At 70.6% G+C, this 25425-nt stretch carries 26 protein-coding genes, 1 tRNA gene and 1 riboswitch; of the genes, 11 read left to right on the forward strand and 16 right to left on the reverse strand.

The features are described from left to right. Both ACSNOB_RS20010 and ACSNOB_RS20015 read right to left on the reverse strand, forming a co-directional pair. Positions 1-201, reverse strand: a 201-nt coding sequence (locus tag ACSNOB_RS20010; protein WP_436688033.1) for a hypothetical protein, incomplete at its 3' end; no start/stop codon positions are given. Continuing rightward, positions 198-1004, reverse strand: a complete 807-nt coding sequence (locus tag ACSNOB_RS20015; RefSeq protein WP_436688034.1) for a DUF881 domain-containing protein — start codon at positions 1002-1004, stop codon at positions 198-200. The genes ACSNOB_RS20015 and ACSNOB_RS20010, both read right to left, overlap by 4 nt. Before the next feature lie 228 nt (positions 1005-1232). Between ACSNOB_RS20015 and ACSNOB_RS20020 the strand changes: the two genes are divergently transcribed. Both ACSNOB_RS20020 and ACSNOB_RS20025 read left to right on the forward strand, forming a co-directional pair. Further along, positions 1233-1496: a cell division protein CrgA gene (locus ACSNOB_RS20020; protein WP_091100210.1), complete on the forward strand. Its 264-nt coding sequence runs from the start codon at positions 1233-1235 to the stop codon at positions 1494-1496. 476 nt (positions 1497-1972) lie between these two features. Further along, positions 1973-4168 (forward strand): (Fe-S)-binding protein, encoded by a 2196-nt coding sequence (locus ACSNOB_RS20025; RefSeq protein ID WP_436688035.1) that lies wholly within the window; start codon positions 1973-1975, stop codon positions 4166-4168. Between the two features lie 59 nt (positions 4169-4227). Here ACSNOB_RS20025 and ACSNOB_RS20030 read toward each other — a convergent pair whose 3' ends face one another. Then, entirely contained in the window at positions 4228-4908 is a 681-nt protein-coding gene (locus tag ACSNOB_RS20030) for a GOLPH3/VPS74 family protein (RefSeq protein ID WP_436688036.1), read from the reverse strand. A 122-nt stretch (positions 4909-5030) separates the two neighbouring features. Here ACSNOB_RS20030 and ACSNOB_RS20035 point away from each other — a divergent pair, with 122 nt between their 5' ends. The 3 genes from ACSNOB_RS20035 (at position 5031) to ACSNOB_RS20045 (ending at position 8523) form a co-directional block, all read left to right on the forward strand. Beyond that, a complete protein-coding gene (locus ACSNOB_RS20035) occupies positions 5031-6344 on the forward strand; it encodes a hemolysin family protein (protein WP_436688062.1) in 1314 nt (437 codons plus the stop codon). Then, positions 6337-7380, forward strand: coding sequence for a hemolysin family protein (locus ACSNOB_RS20040; RefSeq protein WP_436688037.1), 1044 nt, complete (start codon positions 6337-6339; stop codon positions 7378-7380). The genes ACSNOB_RS20035 and ACSNOB_RS20040 overlap by 8 nt, the downstream gene beginning before the upstream one ends. Positions 7381-7509: 129 nt before the next feature. Beyond that, positions 7510-8523, forward strand: coding sequence for an NlpC/P60 family protein (locus tag ACSNOB_RS20045; RefSeq protein WP_436688038.1), 1014 nt, complete (start codon positions 7510-7512; stop codon positions 8521-8523). A 97-nt stretch (positions 8524-8620) separates the two neighbouring features. Here ACSNOB_RS20045 and ACSNOB_RS20050 read toward each other — a convergent pair whose 3' ends face one another. Continuing rightward, on the reverse strand, positions 8621-10642 hold the full coding sequence (locus ACSNOB_RS20050; RefSeq protein ID WP_436688039.1) for an N-acetylmuramoyl-L-alanine amidase: 2022 nt from the start codon (positions 10640-10642) through the stop codon (positions 8621-8623). 238 nt (positions 10643-10880) lie between these two features. After that, positions 10881-11018, forward strand: a riboswitch (cyclic di-AMP (ydaO/yuaA leader). 12 nt (positions 11019-11030) lie between these two features. Between ACSNOB_RS20050 and ACSNOB_RS20055 the strand changes: the two genes are divergently transcribed. Then, positions 11031-12071 carry an NlpC/P60 family protein gene (locus ACSNOB_RS20055; RefSeq protein WP_436688040.1) on the forward strand — a complete coding sequence of 347 codons (1041 nt, stop codon included), beginning with the start codon at positions 11031-11033 and terminating at the stop codon, positions 12069-12071. Between the two features lie 72 nt (positions 12072-12143). Here the strand turns inward: ACSNOB_RS20055 and dcd are convergent, their stop codons facing one another. Then, complete coding sequence (gene dcd, locus ACSNOB_RS20060; RefSeq protein WP_350683119.1) at positions 12144-12722, reverse strand: dCTP deaminase; 579 nt, start codon at positions 12720-12722, stop codon at positions 12144-12146. 78 nt (positions 12723-12800) lie between these two features. Between dcd and ACSNOB_RS20065 the strand changes: the two genes are divergently transcribed. Next, on the forward strand, positions 12801-13352 hold the full coding sequence (locus ACSNOB_RS20065; protein WP_436688041.1) for a pyridoxamine 5'-phosphate oxidase family protein: 552 nt from the start codon (positions 12801-12803) through the stop codon (positions 13350-13352). Positions 13353-13478: 126 nt separating this feature from the next. Here the strand turns inward: ACSNOB_RS20065 and ACSNOB_RS20070 are convergent, their stop codons facing one another. Next, on the reverse strand, positions 13479-14462 hold the full coding sequence (locus ACSNOB_RS20070) for a zinc metalloprotease (RefSeq protein ID WP_393108133.1): 984 nt from the start codon (positions 14460-14462) through the stop codon (positions 13479-13481). A 391-nt stretch (positions 14463-14853) separates the two neighbouring features. Here ACSNOB_RS20070 and ACSNOB_RS20075 point away from each other — a divergent pair. Further along, positions 14854-14927: transfer RNA gene (locus ACSNOB_RS20075), tRNA-Gly, on the forward strand. A gap of 106 nt (positions 14928-15033) precedes the next feature. Beyond that, positions 15034-15291 (forward strand): e9imm peptide, encoded by a 258-nt coding sequence (locus tag ACSNOB_RS20080; protein ID WP_436688042.1) that lies wholly within the window; start codon positions 15034-15036, stop codon positions 15289-15291. 2 nt (positions 15292-15293) lie between these two features. Here ACSNOB_RS20080 and ACSNOB_RS20085 read toward each other — a convergent pair whose 3' ends face one another. From ACSNOB_RS20085 to ACSNOB_RS20095, 3 genes are read right to left on the reverse strand one after another with little or no spacing between them, the layout of a single operon-like run. Beyond that, positions 15294-16490, reverse strand: coding sequence for a tyrosine-type recombinase/integrase (locus ACSNOB_RS20085; RefSeq protein ID WP_436688043.1), 1197 nt, complete (start codon positions 16488-16490; stop codon positions 15294-15296). Continuing rightward, positions 16490-16657, reverse strand: a complete 168-nt coding sequence (locus tag ACSNOB_RS20090) for a helix-turn-helix domain-containing protein (protein WP_436688063.1) — start codon at positions 16655-16657, stop codon at positions 16490-16492. The genes ACSNOB_RS20085 and ACSNOB_RS20090 overlap by 1 nt, the downstream gene beginning before the upstream one ends. After that, a complete protein-coding gene (locus tag ACSNOB_RS20095; protein ID WP_436688044.1) occupies positions 16650-18479 on the reverse strand; it encodes a replication initiator in 1830 nt (609 codons plus the stop codon). The genes ACSNOB_RS20090 and ACSNOB_RS20095 overlap by 8 nt, the downstream gene beginning before the upstream one ends. 95 nt (positions 18480-18574) lie before the next feature. On the opposite strand from ACSNOB_RS20095, the gene ACSNOB_RS20100 reads away from it, so the two are divergent. Next, positions 18575-18928, forward strand: coding sequence for a hypothetical protein (locus ACSNOB_RS20100; RefSeq protein ID WP_436688064.1), 354 nt, complete (start codon positions 18575-18577; stop codon positions 18926-18928). Between the two features lie 23 nt (positions 18929-18951). On the opposite strand, the gene ACSNOB_RS20105 is transcribed toward ACSNOB_RS20100, so the two are convergent. The 5 genes from ACSNOB_RS20105 to ACSNOB_RS20125 form a co-directional block, all read right to left on the reverse strand. Continuing rightward, positions 18952-19527: a DUF2637 domain-containing protein gene (locus ACSNOB_RS20105; protein WP_436688045.1), complete on the reverse strand. Its 576-nt coding sequence runs from the start codon at positions 19525-19527 to the stop codon at positions 18952-18954. Beyond that, the gene (locus ACSNOB_RS20110) at positions 19524-19712 is read right to left on the reverse strand and encodes a hypothetical protein (RefSeq protein ID WP_436688046.1); all 189 of its coding nucleotides are present in this window, start codon (positions 19710-19712) and stop codon (positions 19524-19526) included. The genes ACSNOB_RS20105 and ACSNOB_RS20110 overlap by 4 nt, the downstream gene beginning before the upstream one ends. Positions 19713-19715: 3 nt before the next feature. Next, the gene (locus ACSNOB_RS20115) at positions 19716-19982 is read right to left on the reverse strand and encodes a hypothetical protein (protein WP_436688047.1); all 267 of its coding nucleotides are present in this window, start codon (positions 19980-19982) and stop codon (positions 19716-19718) included. Then, positions 19979-21601, reverse strand: coding sequence for an FtsK/SpoIIIE domain-containing protein (locus tag ACSNOB_RS20120; protein WP_436688048.1), 1623 nt, complete (start codon positions 21599-21601; stop codon positions 19979-19981). Before ACSNOB_RS20120 ends, ACSNOB_RS20115 begins: the two co-directional genes overlap by 4 nt. A gap of 154 nt (positions 21602-21755) precedes the next feature. After that, positions 21756-22151 (reverse strand): transcriptional regulator, encoded by a 396-nt coding sequence (locus ACSNOB_RS20125; protein WP_436688049.1) that lies wholly within the window; start codon positions 22149-22151, stop codon positions 21756-21758. Between the two features lie 1207 nt (positions 22152-23358). Between ACSNOB_RS20125 and ACSNOB_RS20130 the strand changes: the two genes are divergently transcribed. Then, positions 23359-23808 carry a hypothetical protein gene (locus ACSNOB_RS20130; protein WP_436688050.1) on the forward strand — a complete coding sequence of 150 codons (450 nt, stop codon included), beginning with the start codon at positions 23359-23361 and terminating at the stop codon, positions 23806-23808. Here the strand turns inward: ACSNOB_RS20130 and ACSNOB_RS20135 are convergent. Both ACSNOB_RS20135 and ACSNOB_RS20140 read right to left on the reverse strand, forming a co-directional pair. Beyond that, a complete protein-coding gene (locus ACSNOB_RS20135) occupies positions 23792-24568 on the reverse strand; it encodes a glycosyltransferase family 2 protein (protein ID WP_436688051.1) in 777 nt (258 codons plus the stop codon). The two genes, ACSNOB_RS20130 and ACSNOB_RS20135, sit on opposite strands and share 17 nt — an antisense overlap. Continuing rightward, positions 24556-25377: a GntR family transcriptional regulator gene (locus ACSNOB_RS20140; RefSeq protein ID WP_436688052.1), complete on the reverse strand. Its 822-nt coding sequence runs from the start codon at positions 25375-25377 to the stop codon at positions 24556-24558. The genes ACSNOB_RS20135 and ACSNOB_RS20140 overlap by 13 nt, the downstream gene beginning before the upstream one ends. Positions 25378-25425: the final 48 nt, after the last annotated feature.

A 25425-nucleotide genomic window follows, 5' to 3' on the forward strand; every position in this document is an offset into this window, starting at 1 on the left:
GTCGTCGGCCGTCGGGCCGGGGCCGTGCGACCGCGAGGCCGGCGAGCGGGGCGGCAGGGCCGGATCCGGCCAGGCTCCGGCCGGGGCGGGCCGGGTCGGGGCGGGGCGGTCGACCTTGGGCAGGAACGCCGTGGGGCCGTCACCCTGGTCGCGGTGGCGGCCGTCGCGCTCCTCCGGCCAGTCGTCGGGCACGCCGCTCACCGGGGCACCGTCGCCGACCTGAGGGTGGTCGAATCCTCGAACGCCGGCACGGTCACCGTGGAGACGGTCTCCTTGTAGCCGAGCTTGTAGTCGTCGACCAGGTCCCTGAACAACCGGACTCCCTCGGAGTCGGCGAGGGCCCGCTGGAGGGTGGCGGGGTCGCCGATTGCTACGATCTTGAATGGTGGGGAGTACACCCGGCCGTGCAGCAGCAGGGTGTTACCCACGCAGCGTACCGCGCTGGTCGACAGCACGCGGACGTTCATGATGGACATGGCCTCGGCGCCACCCGCCCAGAGCGCGTTCACCACCGCCTGCACGTCCCCCTGGTGGACGACCAGGTCGTCGTTGGTGGCCCCGGCGGGCAGGGTTCCGTCGTTGCGGCGCGGCGCGTCGTTGAGTTCCACCGTGACTCCGGGGCCGGCGAGCGCGGTGAACCCGGCGGCCTCGCGGCTGGCGGCCGCCCGGTCCTGCTGCTCCTTGATCGGGCCGTCCGAGCTGGCCAGCGCCGTGGTGCGGTCCTCGACCTCCCCGCGCAGCGCGGCGGCGCGCTGCTCGCTGGCCGCCACCTCCGCGCGGCGGTCCTCGATCAGCTGGTTGAGCTGGGGACGCCGGTCCTCGCGCAGGGCGGTGCCGCCGGCGGTGGTGGCCGTGGTGGTGAAGAGCAGCCCGGCCGCGGCGGCGATCAGCGGCACCCCGATCGACCAGCCCGGTCGTCGCTGCCGTGGTCGCCGTGGCAGGAGGCCGGCGACCGCCCGCCGGAGCACCTTCTGCCAGGAGGCCGCGCCGGATGTGTACTCCACCGAGCGTTCCTTCCCCGTCGTCTGGTTCAGCCCGCCGAGGCGCGGGCCGGTGCGGCGACCCGAACAGTCCCGCCTTTTTCGGTCACTCCGAGCACCGGCCTGACCCCATTCGTGGCTTGGACGGGTCTTCGGGACTACGCTAGCTGTCGAACATTATTGGCCATGGACCGTCGCCCCCGCGCCCGGTTGTCAGGCCGGACGAGGTCGTCACCCCCTCTGGAGAGCGTCGTGCCCAAGTCTCAGGTCCGCAAGAAGAAGGTGTACACCCCGCCGACGGACGTCCGTCCGACGGCGACGGCGGCGACGCGCAAGCCTAGCCCGGTGTGGCTGCCGATCTCGGCGGTCGCCCTCATCGTCTTCGGCATCGGGTGGCTGGTGGTCTACTACCTCTCCGAGCAGGAGTACCCGGTCATGTCGTGGGGTTACTGGAACCTCGCGGTGGGCTTCGGCGCGATGGTCGCCTCCCTGATCCTGCTCTCCCGCTGGCGCTGAGCGCCTCCGCCCGGCACCACCGGGCGCATGCGGCCCGTGCCGCGGTGCCGTGCCGTCGTGCGGCCGAGCCGCCGTGTCGTGTCGCGGTGCGGCCCGATCGTCGTGCGCTCCAGCCGTCGTGGGCCCGCGCCGCCGTGCGGCCTCCACAGGCCGACGATCCGGCCTGCCGGGGCCCGGCCGGCACGGTCGGGGCCTTCCGGGCGGTACCCGGAGGGGGCAGGTCACTCGGCGGAGCCCCTGCCGGGCGGTTTCGGGCCGGGCCACCTATCGTGTGCGCAGGGCGGCGTGGCCGGAGTGCGAGATGACTCACGTTACCGCTGGGTAACCTTGCGCGTAGGCTGCATTGCATGACCGAGCGGAGCGAGGTCATCGACCGGTCCGGTCGAGGGTGCGGTGACGGCGGCTCGCCGACCGCCCCCTGAGCCGGCCCCGGTCGCCGAGCCGCTCGACAGGCAGCAGACCGGGAGGCCAACTCGATGGGCAGCGTCCAGATCGTCACCACGATCCTCGCGTTCGCCATCACCGCCGTGGCGGTGTGGCTTGCGGTACGCGCGGTCATGAAGATGGTGGCCGTCATCCGGCTGGGTCAGCCCGACCCGACCCGGTTCGGCGACAAGGGCACCCGCACGAAGACCATGCTGGCGGAGACCGCCGGCCACACCCGGATGCTCCGCTGGAGCGTGGTGGGTGCGGCGCACTGGTTCGTGATGGTCGGCTTCATCGTGCTGTCGCTGCTGGTGCTGGAGGCGTACTTCGAGGTCGTCTCCCCGACCGGCGAGCTGCCCCTGGTGGGCGCCTGGACGTTCTTCAACGCGGTGACCGAGCTGATCGGCATCCTGGGCATCGTCGGCATCCTGGTGCTGATGGCGGTCCGGCTGCGGAACCGACCGACCCGGCCGGGCGGCCGCTCCCGGTTCACCGGCTCCACCATGTGGCAGGGCTACTTCGTCGAGTGGGTCGTGCTGCTGGTCCTGATCTTCGGCTTCGTGATCCGGGGCTTCAAGGTCGCCACCGACCACTTCGAGTACCCGGTCTGGGCCACCCCGCTCAGCCACGCGGTCGGCGCGGCGCTGCCGAACTGGGACGCGGGCGTCAGCGTCGCCGCGCTCATCAAGATCGTAATCTCGATGACCTGGCTCATCGTCATCTCGCTGAACGTCACCATGGGTGTCGCCTGGCACCGCTTCCTGGCGTTCCCGAACATCTTCTTCAAGCGCGACCCGGGCCGGGCCGGCTCCGGCCTCGGCGCGCTCCGCCCGATGACGAGCCAGGGCAAGCCGCTCGACTTCGAGGAGGCCGACCCGGAGAAGGACCAGTTCGGCGTCGCCCAGGTCGAGCAGTTCAGCTGGAAGGGTCTGCTGGACTTCAGCACCTGCACCGAGTGCGGCCGCTGCCAGTCGCAGTGCCCGGCCTGGAACACCGGCAAGCCGCTGTCGCCGAAGCTGCTGGTGCTGAGCCTGCGCGACCACGCGTACGCCAAGGCGCCGTACCTGCTCGCCGGCGGCGGCAAGGACCTGACCGGCGAGGAGAAGGCCACCCCCGCCCAGCTCGCGCACGTCGACGTGCTGGCCCTGGCCGAGGGCGACAAGCCGCTGATCGGCACGGCCGAGGAGGGCGGCGTCATCGACCCGGACGTACTCTGGTCCTGCACCACCTGCGGCGCCTGCGTCGAGCAGTGCCCGGTCGACATCGAGCACGTCGACCACATCGTCGACATGCGCCGCTACCAGGTGCTCATCGAGTCGAGCTTCCCGTCGGAGGCCGGCGTGATGCTGCGCAACCTGGAGAACAAGGGCAACCCGTGGGGCGCCCCGCAGAACACCCGCGAGGACTGGACCAAGGGCCTGGACTTCGAGGTGCCGCGGGTGGGCGAGGTCGACGACTTCGAGTACCTCTTCTGGGTCGGCTGCGCCGGCGCGTTCGAGGACCGGGCCAAGAAGACCACCCGGGCGGTCGCCACGCTGCTCAACGAGGCGGGCGTGAAGTTCGCGATCCTCGGCGAGGGCGAGACCTGCTCCGGCGACCCGGCGCGCCGGATCGGCAACGAGTTCGTCTTCCAGATGCTCGCCCAGCAGAACGTCGAGACGCTCAACGAGGCGTTCGAGGGCCGGGAGAAGAGCAAGCGCAAGATCGTCGCCACCTGCCCGCACTGTTTCAACACCCTCGGCAACGAGTACGGCCAGCTCGGCGGCGAGTTCGAGGTGGTGCACCACACCCAGCTCCTGGCCCACCTGGTCGCCACCGGCAGGCTCACCCCGGTGCAGCCGGTCGACGGCGGCGTCACCTACCACGACCCCTGCTACCTGGGCCGGCACAACCGGGTCTTCGCCCCGCCGCGCGAGGTGCTGGGCACCGCCATCGCCGGCGAGCTCACCGAGATGCCGCGCAACAGCGAGCGCTCCTTCTGCTGCGGCGCCGGCGGCGCCCGGATGTGGATGGAGGAGAAGATCGGCAAGCGGATCAACGTGGACCGGGTCGAGGAGGCCATGTCCACCGGGGCGAAGACGGTCGCCGTCGGCTGCCCGTTCTGCTCGACCATGCTCAACGACGGGGTGAACGGCAAGGGCGCCGGCGAGCAGGTCGAGGTCGTCGACGTGGCCAGCGTGCTGCTCCGCTCGGTGAAGCCCGAGCAGGCGCCGGGCGAGAAGGAGACGGCGCCGGTCGCCGGCTGACGCGTACCCCTGGAACGCCCGACGGCGGTGGCACCTCGCGGTGCCACCGCCGTCGTCGTTCAGGAGACGGCGGTGGTCACGATGGCGGCGGTCGCGGCCGTGGTCGTCGCCAGCAGCACGGCCGCCTGGGTCTGCTCGATCGCCTTCCTCGTCGCCTCGGACGCCCAGCCGGCGGCGGCGATCTCGACCAGCCGCCGCTCGACCTGCGGTTTCGGCAGCCCCGCGAAGAGCCTGCGGTCGAGGCCGAGGGCCTTGGCGAGGCCGATCAGCGCGGCGGTCCGCCCGTCCACCGGACCGTCCGCGGCCACGGCGGCGACCATCCGCTGCCGCGCCCGTGCCTCCACCTCCGGCTCCGCGCCCGCCGGCGACGGATAGCGGGTACGCGGGAAGACCCACAGCACCCGGTCCGACTCACGGTGGAGCACGCCCGCGGTCACCAGCCCGTCCAGCACCTGCTCGGGCAGGTCCTTGGCGAGCCGACCGATCCAGTCCTTCGGTGGCCGGCGCTTCCCGTCGGCGCTGATCCGGGCCAGCGCGTCGTCGAGCTGCCGCTGCCCGACGGGCGTCGGGTCCGTCACCACCAGCCGGCCGTCGGCGACCTCGATCCGACCGGCGAGCGCCAGCTCCAGCAGCAGGGCGCCGGCCAGCCCGTAGTCCAGCGCCGGCCGGCCGAGCCGGTTGACGCCGGCGTCGTCGTAGCCGAGCAGGGCCAGCTCGTGTGCGAGGGTGAGTGGGGGCATGGCCCGACGGTAGCCGGAGCGGGCGAAACCGCCCGGATTCGCGCCCGTGCCCCGGCCGCCGTCGCGTGCGAGAATCGCGCCGAGGTGAGGCGAGCATCGACGGCCTGTTGCTGACCACGCTGCTGCCCCTGGTCGGCTTCGTGTTGCTGACCGGCGGCAACGCGTTCTTCGTCGCGGCCGAATTCGCCCTGGTCACCGTGGACCGGCCGGAGATCGAGCGGCGGGCCACCGCGGGCGACGGCCGGGCCACGACGGTACGCCGCGCACTGCGCGAACTCTCCTTCCAGCTCTCCGGGGCGCAACTCGGCATCACCCTCACCGCCCTGCTCACCGGCTACCTGGCCGAGCCCGCCCTGGCCCGGCTGTTCACCCCGCTGCTGCGCCCGGTCGCCGGGGACGCCGCCGGCCGGTTCACGCCCTTCCTCGCCCTGGCCCTGGCCACCCTGCTCTCCATGCTCTTCGGCGAGCTGGTGCCGAAGAACCTCGCGCTGGCCCGGCCGATGCCCACCGCGCTCGCCACCGCCGGCCCGATGCGCGGCTTCTCCCGCGCCTTCGGCTGGCTGATCCGGGCGCTGAACGACTCGGCGAACCGCCTGGTCCGGCTGCTGGGGGTCGAGCCGCAGGAGGAGCTGGCCAGCGCCCGCTCGCCGGAGGAACTGGGGCTGCTGGCGGCCATCTCGGCCCGGGCCGGGGCGTTGCCGCCGGACACCGCGATGCTGCTGCGCCGGACCATCCGCTTCGGCGACAAGCGGGCCGCCGAGGCGATGACCCCGCGGGTGGACGTCGTCGCGCTGCGGGCCACGGCCACCGTGGCCGAGCTGCTGGCGCTGTCCCGGCAGACCGGGCGGACCCGGTTCCCGGTGTACGAGGAGACCCTCGACCTGGTGACCGGCGTCGCCGGGGTGCCCGACGCGCTGGGCGTGCCGCCGGCCCGCCGGGAACACACCACCGTCGGTTCGGTGGCGCGCGAGCCGGTGTACGTGCCGGAGAGCCTGGACCTCGACGGGGTGCTCGCGGCGCTCCGGGCGGCCGGCGCGGACCTCGCCATCGTCGTCGACGAGTACGGCGGCACGGACGGGGTGGTCACCACCGAGGACCTGGTGGAGGAGCTGGTCGGCGAGATCGCCGACGAGTTCGACCCGGACGCGGTGGACGACGCCGGCCCGGTCGAGCTGACCGTGCCGGGCGGGGAGCGGACGGTCCTCGTCGACGGCGTGCTGCGCTCCGACGAGCTGGCCGAGCAGACCGGCTTCCGGCTGCCGGAGGGGCCGTACGAGACGCTCGCCGGCTTCCTGATGGCCCGGCTGGGACACATCCCGGTGGCCGGGGAGACGGTCGACGAGTCCGGCTACGAGTTCACCGTCGTCGAGGTGGAGCGGCACCGGATCGAGCAGGTCCGGGTGGTCCGCCCCGAGGAGCCGGGCGACGATGCCTGAGTTGCTGGTCACGGTGGCGCTGCTGCTGGGCAACGCGTTCTTCGTGGGCAGCGAGTTCGCGCTGATCGCGTCCCGCCGTACGGTGGTGGAGCCGTTGGCGGCCACCTCGAAGCGGGCCCGCTGGGCGCTCTCGGCGATGAACCAGATCCCCCTGATGATCGCCGGGGCGCAGCTCGGCATCACCATCTGCTCGCTGGGGCTCGGCGCGATCGCCGAGCCGGCCCTGGCGCACCTGCTGGAGCCGGCGTTCCACGCCGTCGGGCTGCCCGACCGGGCGGTCCACGCGGTGGCGTTCGTGCTCGCCCTCGGCGTCGTGGTGTTCCTGCACACGGTGGTCGGCGAGATGGTGCCGAAGAACATCACGCTGGCCGGGCCGGAGCCGTCGGCACTCTGGCTGGGGCCGGCGATGCTGGCGTTCTGCCTGGCCACCAAGCCGCTGTTGCTGGCGATGAAGTGGGCGGCCCGCCGGGTGCTGGGATTGTGGCGGATCGAGGCCACGGAGGCGGTGAAGACGGTGTTCACCGCCGAGGAGTTGGCCGGGCTGGTGTCGCAGGCGCGTACGGAGGGGCTGCTCGACGCCGAGGAGCACGCCCGGATCACGGGTGCGCTCGCCCTGCACAGCCGGACCGCCGCCGACGCCCTGCAACCCTGGTCGACGGTGACCACCGTCGCCGAGGACGTCTCGCCGGCCTCGCTGGAGGTGCTGGCCACCCGGACGGGCCGGTCCCGCTTCCCGGTGGTGCAGCGGTCCACCCGCCGGGTGCTCGGCTTCGTGCACGTCAAGGACGTGCTCGGGTACGCCGGGGTGAGCCGGCGCGCCCCCGTCCCGGCGGCGGTCTACCGGCCGCTGGCGGTGGTGCCGCCGGACCGGACGCTCGCCGACCTGCTGCTGTCGATGCGTCGCGAGCGACGGCACATGGTGCTGGTCAGCGACGGACGCCGGCCGCTCGGCGTGGTGACGTTGGACGACGTATTGACCGCGATCGTCGGCCGTCGGGCCGACACCCTTGGTACGCAAGCGGTTGCGCAGGCGTGATGTGAACGATGGTCGCCTTGATTCCGTTCCCCGCCTTCCCTAAGGTTGGGCACCGGCCGCTGTGGGTCGTCTGTCTCGCCTCTCTTCCCGCACGCGAGGCGCCCGGCGGTCGGGTTGCAAAAGGAGTCGGTGCCGGTGGCAACCATGCCCCCTCATCGTCACGCACCGGGACGGTCTGCTCGTCCGGGTGGCCTGCGCCGGGCCGCCCACCGTCTGCTCACCCTGGTCGCCGCCGCGATCGTCGGCGCCGGCGTGCTCGCCGCGCCCGCGTACGCCGAGCCCTCGGTCGACGAGATCGAGGCGGCGATCGACAAGAAGTGGGAGCAGCTGGAGCCCACCATCGAGCAGTACAACAAGGTGCGGGCGCAACTGAAGGTGAACCGCAAGAAGTCGGCGGACCTGCAGAAGAAGATCCAGCCGTTGGCGCTGGAGACCGAGCTGGCAATGGACCGGGTCGGTGACCTCGCCTCCCGTTACTACATCTCCGGCCCGTCCCAGGAGATCGGCGCGCTGCTGGTGAGCGCCAAGCCGGACACGCTCACCGAGCAGCTGACGCTCCTGGACCGGCTGGCCGCGAACGAGCGCAGGCAGCTCGAAGGCGTGACCAAGGTCCGCGACAAGTACGACGCGGAGAAGAAGAAGCTCGACGCGCTGATCGTCGCGCAGACCAAGCAGCAGAACGACCTGGCGGCGAAGAAGAAGCAGATCGACGCCGACATCAAGAAGCTCGAGGCGTCGCTGCCCGTGACCACGGTCAAGACGGAGAAGTGCCCGACCATCAACGGGGTGGTCAGCGATGCGGCCCGGACCGCGATCAGGACCGCCTGCGCCCAGGTCGGCGACCCGTACGTGTGGGGGGCCACCGGCCCGAACTCGTTCGACTGCTCCGGCCTGACCCAGTACGCCTACAAGGCGGCGGGCATCCACCTGACGCACTTCACCGGCGCACAGTGGAACGAGGGCAAGGCCATCCCGCGCTCCGAGGCGCGCCCGGGTGACCTGGTCTTCTTCTTCAGCGACCTGCACCACGTCGGCCTCTACCTCGGCAACGACAAGATGGTGCACGCGCCCCGGGCCGGCAAGCCGGTCAACGTCTCCAGCATCAACACCATGCCGGTGGCCGGGTTCCGCAGGCCCGGCTGATCCCCCGGCGCCGCCGAACGACGAGGGCCCCCGGTCGAGTCGACCGGGGGCCCTCGTCTGCCCGGGCCGGCCTGCGCCGGCCCGGGCGAGCGGTGGGTCAGCTGGGCGCGCCCAGCGGGGAGGGCAGCAGGTTCACGTCGTCCAGGTTGACGTACATGACCCGGTGGCCGAACTGGATCTGCACGTACTTGTTGTCGCCGCGGATCACCGTCCAGTCACCGGGAGCGGAGCCGTCGAACGTGGTGGCCCGGTAGTACTCGCCGGGGAGCACGGTGCCGACGGCGTACCGCTGGCCGGCCGAGAGGGTGTACTGCAGCGGCGAGATCGGCTGGTACGGCACGCCGGCCGGGTAGGCCGCCTGCTCCGGGTACGCCCGGCCGTACACCGGGATGGTGGCCTTGCCGGCCTTGGGGGTCACCACGAAACCGACGGACCACTTCGCGGTCGGCTTCGAGGCGGGGTTGTGGAACCACGCCTTCTGGCCGAGGTACCAGATAGCGGTCCAGTCCCCCTGCACCCCGGCCAGGGCGTACGTCTGCCCCGCCGAGGCACGGGCGCCGTGGTCCGAGATGTACATGGTGTTCGGGGTGCCGTCGGGCCGCAGCGCGATGTCGTTGACCAGCGGCGCGTCGTGGCTCGGCGCGCTGTGCAGGACCACCGCGGACGAGCCGCGCAGCGGGCAGGGGGCCGTCGGCGGGGGCGGGTTCGGCACGCCCGGGGGCTGCCGGTTGCAGCCGGTGAACTGCGGCTGGTTGGTGGCGAAGTCCGGGTCGATGGTGACCAGCCCGGTCCGCGGCGTGGCGGTCGACTTGAACGGCGCCTTGAGCAGGTCGAAGTAGTGCGACCAGTTCCAGTACGGACCCGGGTCCCAGTGCATGCCGCGCACGGTCGAGGCGACGGTGCCGGGGACGTTGTCGTGCCCGATGATGTGCTGCCGGTCCAGCGGGATGTCGTACTGCGCCGCCAGGTGGCGGACCAGCTTGGCGGAGGTGCGGTACATCGCCTCGGTGTACCAGGTGCCGTGTCCGGCGAAGCCCTCGTGCTCCAGGCCGATGGACTTGGCGTTCACGTACCAGTTGCCGGCGTGCCAGCCGACGTCCTTGGTCTTGATGTGCTGGGCGATGTGGCCGTCCACCGAGCGCAGGGTGTAGTGCCAGCCCACCCGCCTCGGGTCCTTGACCAGGTTGACGCTGGGCCCGAAGTAGCCCTCGGTGTCGTGGATGACGATGTACTCGATCTTCTGCCGGGCCGGCCGGTCGGAGAGGTCGTGGTTGCCGTAGTCGCCCGCGCCGGGGCCGTACTTCTGGTAGGGCGCCGGGATCCACTCGCAGGAGATGGTGTCCGGGCACTCCAGCCCGTCGGGCCGGGCGAGCTTGCGCAGGCCCAGCCGGTCCAGCCAGGAGCGCTCGGGCTGGACCGCGCGGGCGGCCAGGGTCACCCGCTGCCCGTCGTCGGTCAGCCGGCTGTCGCCGGCGCTGATGGTGCCGTAGACCTCGTCGGCGAAGGCCGCCGCCGCGTCGGCGCTGTCCGCGCCGGAGTAGCGGGCCACCGCGCCGTACCAGGCCGCCGGGTCGGTGCCGGCGCCGACCGGGGCGCCGATCTCCTTCTGGTACGCGGCCAGCAGCGCCGCGCCGCCCCGGATGTTCGCCGCGACGTCCGTGCGCAGCGTCTCCTCGCTGGCGCCGGTCAGTGCGGCGGCGGCGTCGAGCGTCCGCAGCGCGGCCTCGGCGGGGGGCGGATCGGCCGGCGGCTCGTGCGCCTCGGCCAGGGACGGGCGGGAGTCGTCGCCGCGCGGGTCCTCGGTGCCCTCGTCGTGGTGGGTGCCCCCGGGCAGGGAGGCGACGTACTCCGCGTCGGTGAGGTGCATGGGTCCGAAGCCGCCGCTGGTGCTCGGCGTTCCGGCGTTGGTGTCCCAGCGGGACTGCAGGTAGGAGACTCCGAGCAGGACGCTCTCCGGCACGCCGTACTCGGCCGCGGCGGCCGCGTACTGCTGCTGCCGGTCGGTCGTCGGCGCGGCGGCGGCGGATCCGGCTGCGGTGAGCGGCGTCGCCGCCAGGGCGGCCGCGACCGCGGCGGCCAGCAGGACGCGTCTGCTCCTCGATGTCGCTGTCAGGTGCATCAGACCCCCAGGTCGGACGGGCGAATGTGGGGTCACCTTCGCCCCGGTCGGCACCTCTGGTCAATACCTTTCCATCCGTCACTTCAAAAGGAAGGAAATCTTCGTCGCCGGGGTTGCGGGTCTCCCCGGCCCATGTGAATACGGTGTGTCACGGCTCGATGGGTTGCGGATTGATAACGGCCGTCTCTACTCTGGTCATTCGTCGGCCGGCGACAGTCCGCCCAACCGGGGCGGTAACGGTCCGACACCGCCGAGTCGCTCCCGAGCGAGCCGGGGACCCAGGTACCCCCGGGGTGAATCCGCAGCCTCTGCGGTAGGGCGTCCCCTTCCCGCCCGAACCCGTCAGCTAACCCGGTAGGCGGTACGGGAAGAAGGAGTACGGAGCCCGGTGGCACACCATGCCCCGCGGCCACCGTCGGCACGGTCGGCCCTCGCCGACCCCACGACGGCTGCGCCGCGCCCACGCTGGTACCGCTGCACCACCGCCCTCGCCGCCCTGGCCGCGTTCGCCGTCGTCCTGACCGGCGGCGCCACGGCGGCCCACGCCGAACCGACGGTCGCCGAGATCGAGCGCCAGATCGACGAGGACTGGAACAAGCTCGAACCGATCATCGAACGGCACAACGCCACCCGCCAGGACCTGGCCGCCAAGCGCAGGCAGGCCGACGCGCTCGCCAGGCAGATCAAGCCGCTGGAGGAGCAGGTCGACCAGGCGATGGAGAAGGTCAGCGCGCTGGCCGTCCGCGCCTACAAGGGTGAGAACGTCTCCGCCGTCAACGCCCTGCTGGGCAGCCGCTCGCCCGACCAGATGGTCGGCCAGCTCGAACTGCTCGACCGGTTCGCCCAGCACCAGCAGCAGGACGTGCGGCAGGTCGCGGAGTTGCGCGACCGGCTGGCCGCGAAGAAGGCGCCGTTGGACGAGATGGTCGTCCAGCTCGGCCGGACCGAGGCCCAGCTCGCGGCGAAGAAGAAGCAGATCAACGCCGAGATCGACCGGCTGCAGAAGCTGCGGCTGCGGATCTACGGCAGCGGTGGGGGCGGCCCGCTGCGTCCCGCCCCCTGCCCGGCCAGCTATCCCGGTGGCGGGGCCGGCACCGCCGTCAAGTTCGCCTGCGCGCAGATCGGCAAGCCCTACGTCTGGGGCGCCGAGGGCCCGAATTCGTACGACTGCTCGGGCCTGATGCTCGCCGCCTGGGCGAAGGCGGGGGTGTCGCTGCCGCACAACGCTGCGCAGCAGCGCCGGGTCACCGCGACCGTCAGCCGGGGCGAGCTGCGCCCTGGCGACCTGGTCTTCTACTACAGCGACCTGCACCACGTCGGCATGTACGTCGGCGGGGGCTGGGTGGTGCACGCCTCCCGGGCCGGGGTGCCGGTCAGGATGAAGAAGGTCGACGACGGACCGATCCACAGCTACGGCCGCCCCGGCTGAGGTGTGCGGAGGGGCCCTTCCTGACGCATGTCGTCGAGGAGAGGGCCCCTTCTGGCACCCGCGAAGCGGTCGTCAGCGGGTCGGCCAGGTGCGCCAGTGCTGCCAGGAGCGGCTCGGGGTCGGGCCCCGCTGCCCCTGGTAGCGCGAGCCGTAGACCGCCGAGCCGTACGGGTGCTCGGCCGGCGACGAGAGCCGGAAGATGCAGAGCTGGCCGATCTTCATGCCCGGCCAGAGGGTGATGGGCAGGTTGGCCACGTTGGACAGTTCCAGCGTCACGTGGCCGGAGAAGCCCGGGTCGATGAAGCCCGCGGTGGAGTGGGTGAGCAGGCCGAGCCGACCCAGGCTCGACTTGCCCTCCAGCCGCCCGGCGAGCTGGTCGCCGAGCGAGATCACCTCCAGCGTCGAGGCGAGCACGAACTCGCCCGGGTGCAGCACGAACGGCTCGCCCTCGGGCACCTCGACCATCGACGTCAGGTCGTCCTGCTGCATCGCCGGATCGATGTGGGTGTAGAGATGGTTGTTGAAGACCCGGAAGAGCTTGTCGAGGCGTACGTCGATGCTGGACGGCTGCACCAGCGTGGGCTCGAACGGCTCCAGCGCGAGCGTGCCCGCCTTGATCTCGGAGACCAGGTCGCGGTCGGAGAGCAGCATCGGAACACCATAGCGAGCGATGTGCGTGACCTGCGTGTCGGACTACCTGTTCGTACACGTGTTCGATAGAATGTCGGCATGGCTTCCTGGTCCGAATTCGCCGCCGACGAGCCCCGCCTCGCCGACGGGATCCGCGTTCTCATGCAGCAGTACGGGCCGGGCTTCGGCTATCTGGCCACCGTCCGCGCCGATGGTGGGCCCCGCGTCCATCCGGTCTCCCCGGTGATCACCGACGAGGGCCTCTTCTGCTTCGTGGTCGACTCGCCGAAGCGGCGCGACCTGGAGCGCGACGGCCGCTACGCCCTGCACTCCTTCCCGCCGGAGGAGAGCGACGACGAGGCCTACGTCGCCGGCCACGCCCGGCCGGTGACCGACCCGGCCCGGGTGGCCCGGCTGGCCCGCAGCCACCGGGCCGCGCCGCAGGTCGACTGGCGGCTGTTCGAGTTCACCGTCGACGTGGCGATGCTCGCCCGCCGTGAGCCGGGCGGCGTGGGCGGCGCGGGCGAGGGGCACGGGCGGCCCGCCGTCCAGGTCTGGCTCGACCCCCGGGCGACCGCCCCCGGCGTCGCGGCGGCACCCGCGACGCGGCCGGTGAGCGGCGACAGCCTCGCCGCCCGCCCGGCCGCCTGAGACGCGGTGTGGCGCCCCGGGCCGTCCCCGTCCGGGGCGCCACACCGCCCCACCCCGCCCGAAGACGACGGTGCCGGCCCCGTCGAGCGGGGGCCGGCACCGGTGCTCGCCTGTCGTGCGGGGGAACTACGCCGCGCGGTACGCGTTCCAGGCGGTCAGCATGCGGCTGGCCTGCCCGGCGGTGAACTGGTGCATGCAGGAGTCGTAGGTGTAGTCCATGAAGTTGGTGATCGGGTCGACGCCCGGGGCGGTGCAGGTGTCCCGGCCGGTCGGGCACTCGAACGCCGGCGAGGCCTCGGGCGCGGTGTCGCTGACGCTGTCACCCGAGCCGGAGCAGCCGCCCTGGAAGGTGTGGTAGAGGTTCAGCCAGTGGCCGACCTCGTGGGTGCCCGTGTCGCCCTGGTTGTAGTTGGCGGCCGTGCCGCCCGGCAGCGACTCGCTCAGCACGACGACGCCGTCCATGCTGTTCAGCTTCCGGGTCGGGAAGGTCGCCCAACCGAGCAGGTCGTTGCTCAGCTCGCCCAGGTAGACGTTGAGCGTGTTCTTGCCGCCCTCGCGCAGCGAGGTCTTCATCGACCGCTCGGCCGAGGAGCCCTGCACGATCGGGTACCACGCCGGGTTGGTCACCCGGTTGATCTTCTGGAGCTGGAAGCTGAACGCGGTGGGCGCCCCGCCGGTCGCCCCGCTGTAGGACTGGTTCAGCACGTTGATCTGTGACGTGATCATCGAGTCCGGGATGTTGCCGCCGGCCCGGGTGGCGTCCCGCTGGATCACGTGCACGACGACGGGGATGGTGACGGTGGCCATGGTGGAGGCGCCGGCGCCGGTGCGGAACCGGGCCCGCTCGCGCAGGGCGGCGGCCAGGTCGGCCTCGCGCTCGCGGGTTTCCGCCAGGGTCAGCTCGTTCGGCTCGTGCCTGGTCGCGGCACCCGCCTTCACGCGGGAGTCCGAGTGGACGTCGGCCGGCTCGACGCAGACCTCGCTCGGGGCGGCGGAGAAGGCCGACGCGGCCGGGACGACGCCCACCGCGGCGGTGCTGAGCAGCAACGCGAGGGTCGTCGTCGCGACGCCGGCCGTACGCCGGGTCAGCAGGTTGGGACGGAGTCCCATGGGCCCACCTCTTTCTGGCGGCGCGACAGGGGGTATGTCACGCCGTGGCTGAGAACGTTGGCCAGACGTTACAACCGATCGACGGATTTGAGAACGGCCATATGTTGCCGCGATGAAACTTTTTCCTGGCCGGCGTCGTATCCGATCGACAATTGGCGATGAAACGGTGCTTCTCGGTAACGATCCACGCCGCCGACGGCCCGCCGACGCCGGTCTTCGGGTGTACCGGCCGGCAGGCCGCAGCGCGAACGGATCATGCCGGCTTGCCGGGCGGCCACCTCCTGCGCCGGTGGCCGCGAGCCACTCTCGCGTCCTGCGGGCGACGTGGCGCGGCGCCGGAGGGGGTACCTGGGTGCACCGGCGTGACGACTCAGGTACAGTGGTGCCGCCTGCGGGTGTAGTTCAATGGCAGAACATCAGCTTCCCAAGCTGACAGTGCGGGTTCGATTCCCGTCACCCGCTCCAGCGTGAAGGCCCTGGCCAGGACGTTCGTCCCGGTCGGGGCCTTCGATGTTGCAAGGATCAGTGACTACACGGCGTGCCATTAGCGTGCCATTAGCTCCGGTGGGAGGTGAGCGGCCTGCCCGCGAAGCTGACCCGGGACGAGGCGATCGTCCTCGTTGAGCGGATCATGAGCCTCGATTACATGGACGACGCTGAGCTGAACAGCCTGCTGGATCAACTGGAACGCGGCCTTGTCTGCCCGGATATCGCCGACCTGATCTTCTCGGTCCCCGAGCTGACGGCATCTGAGATCGTCGACCAGGCCACAGCCTACGAGCCGATCGAGATGCGATCCGGGCCGTGGGTGGAGCCGTCGACCACCTGACCTCACTTGTCGCCGCGCTTCTTGCGCTTCTTCTCCTCCTTGTCTACGAGTTTGCCCTTGCTGGTCGACTTCTTGGCCTGCTTGCGCTCCGCGCGCATCGCCTTGTGCAGCGCTTGGGCGATGGCCCGATCCGCTTCCGTCGTCGCGTGCTGGTAGATCAGGGCCGCCTGCGGCGAGTCATGCCCCATGCGGGCCATCAGGTCACGAATGCTCGCCCCGGTCCGTGCGGCGAGGGTGTTCCCGGTGTGCCGCAGGTCGTGGAAGTGAAGGTGCGGTTGCCCGATCCGGGCGACGTTCGCCTTCCAGCCGATGAGCTTGTTCAGGTTGCCACGCCAGATCGGCCGCCCGCTCTCGGTGGTGAAGACGAACGCATCTGGGTTGTCGTCGACCTCTGCCGCCAGGTGGTCACGGACGACCTCGACGACGGCCGGTGGCAGGCTGACCGTGCGCCGGCTGGCCCGGGACTTGGGCGGACCAAGGACCAGGCCGACGCCGCGCTGTTCGGTGTACGCCTGCCGTACCCGGATGGTGCCGGCCGCGGTGTCGACGTCCTGCCGTTGCAGCGCGGCGACCTCCCCCCAGCGCAGGCATCCGAAGGTGGTGACGAGGACCAGGGCGCGGTACCGGGGCGGCACGGTGTCGGCCAGCTTGAAGACCTGGGCGAGCGTGAGCACCGGCCGCTCCGCCGGCTTCTCCTGGTCGGCACCCGGTATCTGGCACGGGTTGCGGGTTACGATCTCGTCTTCCTTGACCGCCGTCATCAGCACCGCGCGGAGCAGCCGGTACGCCTTGGCCGCCATGCTCTCCGAGACCCCGTTGCCGAGCAGTTTCGCCCGCCAGTCGCGGACCATCGGGGTGTCCAGCCGACCCAGCTCCACCCCGCCGAGGTACGGCACGATGTGCTTGTCCAGCAGCCAGCCGTAAAGGTGCACCGTGCGAGGCCGCAGGTTGGGCCGCTGGTTGATCCAGCGTCGGGCGTAGTCGCCAAGCTTCACCTTGGCCCGCTCCGGGTCGACCCACTCCCGCCGCGCCATCTGCGCCTCGACGAGGGTGAGGTACCGGTCCGCGTCGGACTTCCGGGCGAACGTCTCCGGGGCGTTGCGCATCTGCCCGTCTGGGCCAAGGTACCGGGCTTGATACCGACCGGACGGCAGCTTGCGGACGTTGCCGAACCGGCGGTGACCTTCCTTGTTCGCCATCACGCAACCCGCTGGTCGCGCCACACGCCCGAGGCGGTCAGAGGCTCCACCCGCCCGGACTCGACGTGCGCCGCCAAGTCGACTGCCTTGATGCGGACGCTGCGGCCGAGCTTATGGAACGGGATGCGCCGCTCGGCGACCAGCCGGCGGACGTACCGCTCACTCATGTTGATCCGGGCCGCCGCCTGCTCGATCGTCAGGACCTCGTCCACTGTCGTCTTCCTCCCCGTCGTGCCGTGCCATGTGCTGAGTTGCCGAAAGATCTGAGGACCCCTGCGCAGCCCGGTCCTTGGCGGCGAGTAGTTCGGTCCGCCAGCGGGCGCGCTCGCTGATCGAGCGCATGAGCCGGTGGGACAGCGGTCCCACGTCGGGGTCGTCGGGCCGGGCGAGTTCCCAGGCGTGCCGAACGCGCTCGGCGGTCTTGCCCTGGTCGTCGACGAGCTGCCCTGCGTCGCCGGCCGTGGCGCTGTCGGTGGTGGCGCCGAGCAGTGCCCGGACCCAGGCCCGTACGTCGTGCTTGTGGTCAGCGAGGGTCTTGCCGGACCAGTCGCGGGAGATGAGGATGCGCCGGCCGCCGATGCCTAGGGTGTCGCGTTGGTGAACCTTGCCCTTGCAGCGGCCGGGCTTGAGCTTGGCGTGCGCCTTCTTCGGCTGGACGCCGTAGAGCAGCCAGTTCGCGCAACGGTCGGTGCAGGGGGTGAGCTGGAGTTGCTGCCAGAGCCGGTCGAGGTGCTTGCGCTGCCGGTCGGTGGTCGCCTTGTGGCAGTCGCCGGTGTGCTTGGTGATGTACTTCGTGACGTACCGGATGGTCCGCTCGGCGTCCTCGGTGCCGGGCATGACGCCGCGGGCGTCGACCTGGGTGCCGAAGCGGACGACGTGCACGGGTTTGGCGTCGGGGTCGTCGTCGATGGCGTCGAGGGCTTCCGTCCAGGTGGTCAGCGGCTCGCGGGTGTCCGGGTCGACCCACCCTGCGGCCTGCTCATCCCAGATGGGGAGCCGGTCGAGGGTGTACCGCTGGACGTCGACCGAGGGCCACCACACCTGGTGATAGGTCGCGGCGGCCACGGTGCGCAGCATGTCGCGTGCGATGGTGCCCCGGATGGCGAAGTGGGCGTGTGGGGCGGGTCGGCGTTGCGGCTCGACGCAGCCGGCGTACTGGACGTTCCAGCCTTCGCAGCGGCGCAGGTTCTGCCAGAACCGGTCGAGTAGCCGCGGGAAATGCACGGCGTCCCATGCGGCGCGGCGGTAGTCGTACCGGTCGGGGTTGACCGGAGTGCCGTCGGGGCGGACCGGCCCGTAGGAGTCGAGGGTGAGCGTGAGCCACATCGACGGCCGGTAGGTGGTGCCGTCGGGTGCGGTGTAGGTGCGGCCGACGGTGCGTCGCTCGACCTTGCGTCGGGGCAGGTCGGGTGCGTCCTGACGGCGTTTGGTGGAGCGCTTGCGCCGGCGGCCGGGCTCGTCGTCCTGGTCCTCGTCGACGTTGCCGTGGGGTGGCCCGATGCGCCCGCGCAGGCCCTCCGCCGCGATGGCTTCTTCCACCTCGCGGATGGCTTCGTCGATGTCGGTGACCTGGTCCCATTGGGCGGCGCGGACCGCCTCGTCGCGAGAGAACTCCAGGTGTGCGCGGAACAGGATCAGCGCCTTCTGTTCCTCGGTCGCGGGTTCCGGGCTGGGTAGCGGCTCGTCGTCGCGGTGCCAGCCTTCCCGGATCTGGGCCTGCCGCAGCCGGCGGTTCTTCTTGGCGCACGGCGCGCACTTGTCTTCGCGGGTCGCCCCGCAGGGCAGGTCGATGATCTCGGTCAGGCCGGTGTCGAGGTCGGTGCGGCGCATGGCGAGGGGGCGGACGCAGACGCCGTACTCGGCCGCGATCTCTTTGAGCACGTCGACCGAGCGGGGCAGTGCCATGCGGGCCGCCCGCGACCCCCGGCGAGGAGCAGCAGCCGGGGCCGGGGCAGCAGGGGCGAGACCGGGCAGGGTAGGCGTCGTCATCGGCCCACCCCCGCCAGAAGCCGAATGGGGTGGTGTCGGTCGTTGGCTCGCCGGTACTGTCCGGGCTCACCATGAACCCGAGCGGCGAGGTCGAGATGAGCAGCGGTGGCGGAACGACGGTGCTGTGGCGCCCGGCCGGCCCGGAAGAACTCGACCTCGTTCGCGAGTCGGGATGGCGAAAGTGGCCGCCGCGCCTGCCGGACCAGCCGATCTTCTACCCGGTCCTCAACGAGGACTACGCGGTCATGATCGCCCGAGACTGGAACGTGCCCGCCTCCGGCGTGGGATACGTGACCCGCTTCCACATCGGGACGGACTTCCTTAACCGCTACCCCGTGCGACAGGTCGGTGGTGACACCATCCTGGAACTTTGGGTGCCAGCCGAAGATCTGGACGAGTTCAACGCCCACATCGTCGGACTGATCGAGGTCGTGCACGAGTTCCGGTAGCCGGTCGACGGCGAGTATGTCCGTCATCGGATGATCCCGACAACTTGGGGTCGGTTGGGCTGGACGACGCCGAGCGGGGGCAGCACCGCGGCCGGGGCCGGGCGAACGGCCGGAGCTGGCACGGGCGGCTCAACGGGCCGCTGCAATTCTGGGTCGGTGGTGACCTGCTCCGGGACCTCGTACGTCCAGTCGCCTTGTGGCTGGTCCGGTTCGGGCGCCGGGACGGTGACGGGTGCGCTGGACAGGACGACCTTCACCAGGGCGAGGAAGGCCAGCGACGGCACGGCGGCGACAATCCAGCCCCACACTGACGGTTCGGCCTCGGCGACCTGGGCGGCGAGGGACAGCAGGGCGAACGCGACCAGGAGCACGCCGACCAGGCCGACCGGGCGACCATCACGGCGGCGGGCACGAATCTCCAGACCGAGGTAGATCGCCATCAGCTCGACGGCCACCGCGTTGGCCCACCCGATCCAGTCGGGTTGCCCGTGAGCCACAGTCAGGTCGTGAACGTGGGTGAAGGCGGCGGCGCCGGCCATGATCCCAATGGCGAGCAGGATCACCAGGCGTACGGCGGATTCGGCGCGGTGGCGGATCATCGATCGTTCCCGTTGTCGCGGACGGTCAGGGTGATGCGGATTCGCTGACCGTCGAGGTCGTGGCGGCGGTGGACCATGTGCGCCAGCCCGTGCAGGGCGGCGGCGAGCCGGTCGGGGGAGCCGTCGAGTTCGATGTGCAGCGGCTTGATGCGGTGGGTGCCGAGGAAGAAGCGCTTGAGGGACATCGGTTACCTCCGGGCCGGGGCGACGCGCGTACGGATGTGGTCGGGCGGTTCGCCGAGGGAGGCCACCGCTTCGGAGAGGCAGCGCCACAGCGCCCACGCCTCGTCGGGGGTCAGGTACATGCGGCGCCGGCCGCCGCCGACGGCGAGATAGACCGGGTACGGGTCCGGCCGGTCCGGGTCGACGCGGACGGATACGGCCGTGCTGGTCGCGCCGTCGGGGTTCGGGGCACGCAGCCGGTAGAAGGTCCGGCTGTCGGCCGGGGTGGTCACTGCGGCTCACCCCCGTTGGTGTCCCGGTCGAGGAAGTTGAGCAGCGAGTCCGGCAGCAGCGGTCCACGACGCGGCCGGGGCAATGGTCGGGTCGGTTCGTCGGCGGTTTCCCGGCCGACCTGGGCGAGGATGTCCGCCGCGTCGGCCGGCGCCGGATACTCGGCCGCCAGGTCGCGAATGTGGTCGTCGGAGATGTACGAGAAGCGCACCCGGGCCGGCTCCGGCGTGCCATCGAGGATCACGTACCCGACACCCTTGGCCCAGCGCGGCATCTGGTCGGCCAGCGCTCCCCGGTTGCGTGCGCCGTCGCCCAACACGAGGTCGACCTGGGCGGCCTCAGTCAGGCCGAGCGCGATCCGGGTCGGGAACAGGTCCCGGAACGGGAGCACTTCCTTGCGGGGGTCCTGCAACGCGGCCACGACCAGGACGCCGACCCCGGCCCCTTGGGACAGAAGCAGCCCCAGCGAGGACGCGATCCGCTTACGTAGGTCGACGTCCTGGAGGTACGCCGTCAGCGCCGCCATTTCGTCGATGACGACCACGACCAGGGGGTCAGCCCCGGTTGGGGTGTGCACCCGTACCGCGCCGGCAAGCCGGGTCTGCCGCTCCCGCATCACCGCCACGGCCTCGTCGAGCAGGTCGGCCATTGCCTCGAACGACTTGCAGGCGAACCGGGCGAACATGGGCCGGCCCATCGCGAACTCCATTCCGCCCTTGGGATCGATCACCCAGAGGCGGACCAGCCCGGAGGCGATCCCGCCAGCGAGCGCCCGCACCAGCGACCACAGCACCGAGCCCTTGCCGCTGCGGGTGGCGCCTCCGATCAGGACGTGCGTGGCCAGCAGGTGAAGCCGCCAGTGCCGCAGGTCTTCCCGGCGGGCCAGCGGAAGCGCGGTGAAGTCCGGCACCGACGGCACGTCGAACGGCTCGACGACCGTGCGCAGCGCGTCCGTGCGAACCACCACCAGGTAGACCACGGACGGCCGGTCCCGGAACCGCAGCCGGTCCAAGGCCCCGAGCACCATCGCCCAGTAACCGGTACGCACCGGCGGCTCATCGGGACGCTCGGTGTAGACCCGGGCGTGCCGCCGGCCGAAGGCGTACGCGAGGTTCGCCGTGACCTTCTGGAACTCCTCCGGCGTCTGCCCGCGCACCATGCGGATGGTCAGCACGTCGAGTGCCTGATCCGACCGCACCCGCAGCAACTGAGGCAGAACGACCCGGTGGTCGTACGTGCGGGTCAGCCCGCACAGGGTCATGGCCTCCCGCCAGGCCCGCCGGTAGACGAACATCTGACGGCACCGGCCGACGACGGGACCAGCGCACCACGCCCACCAGGACGCCTCGTGCTTCCACCGCCACACCGCCGAGACGGCGGACGCCAGGACCACCGGCACGATCAGTCCGATACGGCCGAACTCCCCGTATAGCAGCACCCCGGCCACGACCAGTCCCACGGTGACCGGGTGCCGCAGGCACCACCACAGGCCCCGGCACAGCCACCGCAGCACCAAGCCGAGCGCGATCAGCCAGACCGGCAACTCCAGCCGGCGCGGCCGGATCACCATCAGATCCCCGGCCGTGGTCATCACGACCTCACCACGCGGACGGCGGATCATCGCGCACTCCGCACGGCCGCCGCCTGAGCCCGCCTCAGGACGGCAGGCATACGCTTGGACATGTCACTACCTCTCTCGACAGAGCAGGGGGAAGAGACAGAGGGCGGGGCTGCCGTCCGCCAAGACCTGACAGCCCCGCCCCCATCCGATGCGGCTACGCCGCCGCCTTACCGGCCACGCCCGCCGGGGCACGCATCCCGGTCGCCCGCAGCGAGTACGCCATTCGACCGTTGTTCGTCACGTACGGCGTGACCGTCATCCCGTCGAACTCCACCGCCTCGAACGGCGCGCCCGTCGGTGGCACTGGCTGGTAGTCAGCGGAGATCTTCACCGTCGTCTCCCGCGACCGCTTTCCCAACTCCGGGTCGAGGTCCATCACCCGGACCTGCCACACCCGCTGGCCAGTCAACTTGTCCTTCGCCGGGGTACGCCGGCCGGTCTTCTCGTCGTAGTCCTCGACCTCGCCCAGGGACTCGGGCACCAACGCGCACCCCGCCGGAAACACGTCCTCACACCGCACGGCGAACCGCGTGCCGCCTCGCAGAGCCATCGCTCAACCTCCAACTTGTTAACTTGTCTGCCAAGCTGCGGTCCAAGGTAGACGCCACTTGGCAGACAAGTCAACAAGTTGGGAGAGGTTGCTGGAAGGGGGATGGAAAGCCACCTGAAGGACGCTGGATGCGCGCCTCTGGAGTGGGCTGCAAAGACGAGCGTCCTAAGTGGACAGACGGGGTGTGGCTCCGCGCCCCGGTTGTGCCGCCATAGCTTAGCGTGACCGGATTCAAGAGGCACTGAGCAACGCCGATAGGGGCTGCCGGCTGCACAAGTGGCCCGGCGGGCGTTGTCGTTGCTGCGCCTGCCCTAACGAAGCGACGGCCCCTCCGATGCGAGCGGAGAGGCCGTCGACCAGCCGGTCTGCCCAGTGCGTTGAACAAACCGAGGGGCCGCTTCGCCGCAGGTCACGGGGGACTTGCCGGCTGTCGAGCTGCCGTCATGAGTATGCCATACCGGTAAGCCCACCCGATATTACCGAGCAGCATTGGGTTCCGAACCCGTTTTTGAGGCAGGGGATCTAAGTGTGCGATAAATGGACCCGATTCTGGCTCGATGATCTGACTGAAAACTATTCCGAGTTATGTTAGGTCTTGTGGGGCGGGATTCGACTCCATGAAGAACTCCGCTGATTGTCTTGCAGCTAGTTAGTCCCCTCAGGGTTGGAATGAGTCAACGCTGTGACCTGCAACGTTGTGTCCGAACGGTTCGGACGGGCCCCGACCCCTTGTCGATCTTGGGTGCGGTGGGTGGCGCGTCGCGGGTGACGCCCGAGGAGGTGCGGGAAGCGGGTCTGGAAAGGACTCCTGTCGGCCCAGGAAGTAGACAACCGCGAGAGGGTAAATTGCGCCTCCTGGGCTGACCGTGCGATGATCTGCGGCGGCCAAAGAGGTTATTCCTCCGATGAGTGCGCGGAATGCGAGTCCGCTCAGTCCATCGTCGGATGTCTATCTTCGCAGGTCGTTGCCCAGTGCGTTAACAAACCGAGGGAGGTGAAGCTTGACCGAGCTGACGTTCTCGCTGCGTGCGCCGCAGACGGTGGTGATCCAGATCCTGGTTGTGATCGTCCTTGTCCTGGGTGTCACGCCTGTCCTCGTCTAGCTAACCCGGCGCGGGGAGGTCACCGGCCTTCCCGCGCCGTCAGGCTGCGAATCCAGTCGACCCGAAGACCGGTACGGCTGCGGTGTTACGGGTATGTCGAGGACATGCCAGACCAGCAGAGGACAGGCGCGGTGGACGGAGCGCACTCTCGTCCGTACGGCCTCGATGACACCACCGTCGAAGCACTAGGCGAGCTGAGCAAGGCGTTGGAAACGATTCACCGGGTGCGCGGTCACCTGTACTCGGCGCACCAACTCGTCGGCGGCGCGGATTTCACCCTCGATCGGGTGGTGAAGCTGCTCCGCGAGGCGGGTCACGACGAGGTGGCCGACCGGGTCGAGCACGAACTGTTAGGGCGGAACGTGCTACCAGGCCGTTGGACGTTCCAGATCGTGGAGGAGTTCGACGACGGCTACTACGCCGCGTTCCAGGAGATCGAGCGGGACGCCCGGGAGAAGCTGGCCGGCGGGCAGCGCCACATCTACGAGGCAGAGATGAAGCAGCGGCGCCGAACCCACGGCATGCCGGGGCATGAGGCTACGCCGGAGGCGTGAGCGGCAACCCGTTAGGCAGCATCGAGGCCAAGGCGTTGGCTCTGGCCTCGATGATTCCCATCCGGGCTTGGAACTCGGCCGGCTCCCGATGCGCAGCCTGGCTGGTGACCTGGCCAGGCCACTTGCGGTAGAGCAGGCCGTATTCCCGGGTGAAGTAGCCTTCGCTCACCGCGTTGGCGGCGAGCAGCAGGCCGGTGTCCTCGGAGGCGGGCAGGGCCATCCAACCGCCCAGAGCGAAGACGAGATCCCGCCGCAGGCACAGAGTCGCCGGGTGCACGGATGCGCGGTAGTCGTGTGCCTGCCAGAACGCCAGGACCGCGCTGCGGGCGATGACCCCGGCAGCCGGGTCCTTGTCCCAGCCGGCGGTTGACCCGTCTGGCAGCAGGTCGAGTACCCGCGAGGTGGTCCAGCCGATCTGCGGGTGCGCGGTGAACGCGGCGATGTCCCGGGCGAGGGCGCCAAGGGTCAGCTGGTCGTCAGCGTCTAGGACCTTGATGAGTTGCCCGGAGACTCGGGAAAGAGCGAGGGTGCGGGCAACACCAGGCCCACCAGGACGGCCGGTGCCGAGACTGATCCGAGGATCATCGGGCAGGGCGTCGGCCAGGGCGCCGGTCTGCCCGTCTTCCTGGACGAGCCACTGCCAATCCCACCCGTCGGGCATCTCCTGCTTGAGCAACGACGCGTAGGCGCCAGCGAGGTGCTCGATGCTGGGCGCGTGGACTGGAGTGATGACCGAGACGATCTGCGTCAAGTTTTCCACCGTTGGAGTTTGTGGGAGTACACAAGCTCTGTGCGGTCCCCCGGCATCACCGCGTCGGCGACCTCGACGACGCGGCCCGTGGTGTCGACCGAGGTCTTTCGCACGGTGAGCACAGAGACGCCCGGGTCGATGTCCAGCAGTTCGGCCTCGTCAGGTGACGGCGGACGCGCTCGGACCTCATCGTCAATCCGGTCCAGCTCGATGCCGAGGGTGTAAAGCTGGTGCTGCGTACCGCCGGGCCAAGGCTCCTTGCTCTCGTCGAGCAGGTCCGGGTTCGCAGCCACCAAGTCGTACGGCAAGTAGGAGTACGACAACGTCAGCGGCGCGTTCTCGTGGCGGGAGGACGTCCAGTAGACCCGGCGCAGCAGCGGCGTACCCGGCTCGACCTGCAAGGCCGCCGCCATCTCCTCGTCTGCGTCAACGCGGGAATACTCCGCGTGGAACTTGAGGTCATCGACGGTCAGGCCGGTGTCGTGCTCGATGGCGCCGGTCTTCAATCGCTCCGCCTCGTCGAGCAGGACCCGGTCCTTCTCCCACTGGTACCGCTCGGTGTTGCGACGGCGTACCCGTTGGCGCGGTGCCCGAACGTAGGTGCCGCGGCCCTGCTCTGCGCGAACCAGGCCCCACTCCCGGAGCTGCCGGATGGCGTTGCGGACGCTGGTACGGGACAGACCGGAGGACTCCGCCAGCTCCGTCTCGCTCGGCATCAGAGTGCCGGGAGCCAGCTCCCCGCTCATGATCTTCGCCCGCAACTCTTCCGCGAGTTGCAGGTAACGAGGGCGCCAGTCCCGGCCATGCACACCGGTCACCGTACCCCCTAGACGTTCCAACGTCTGCCAGGTGGTGCCGCCAACGGG

This window comes from Micromonospora sp. URMC 106 (genome assembly GCF_051386395.1).
Lineage (GTDB): Bacteria > Actinomycetota > Actinomycetes > Mycobacteriales > Micromonosporaceae > Micromonospora.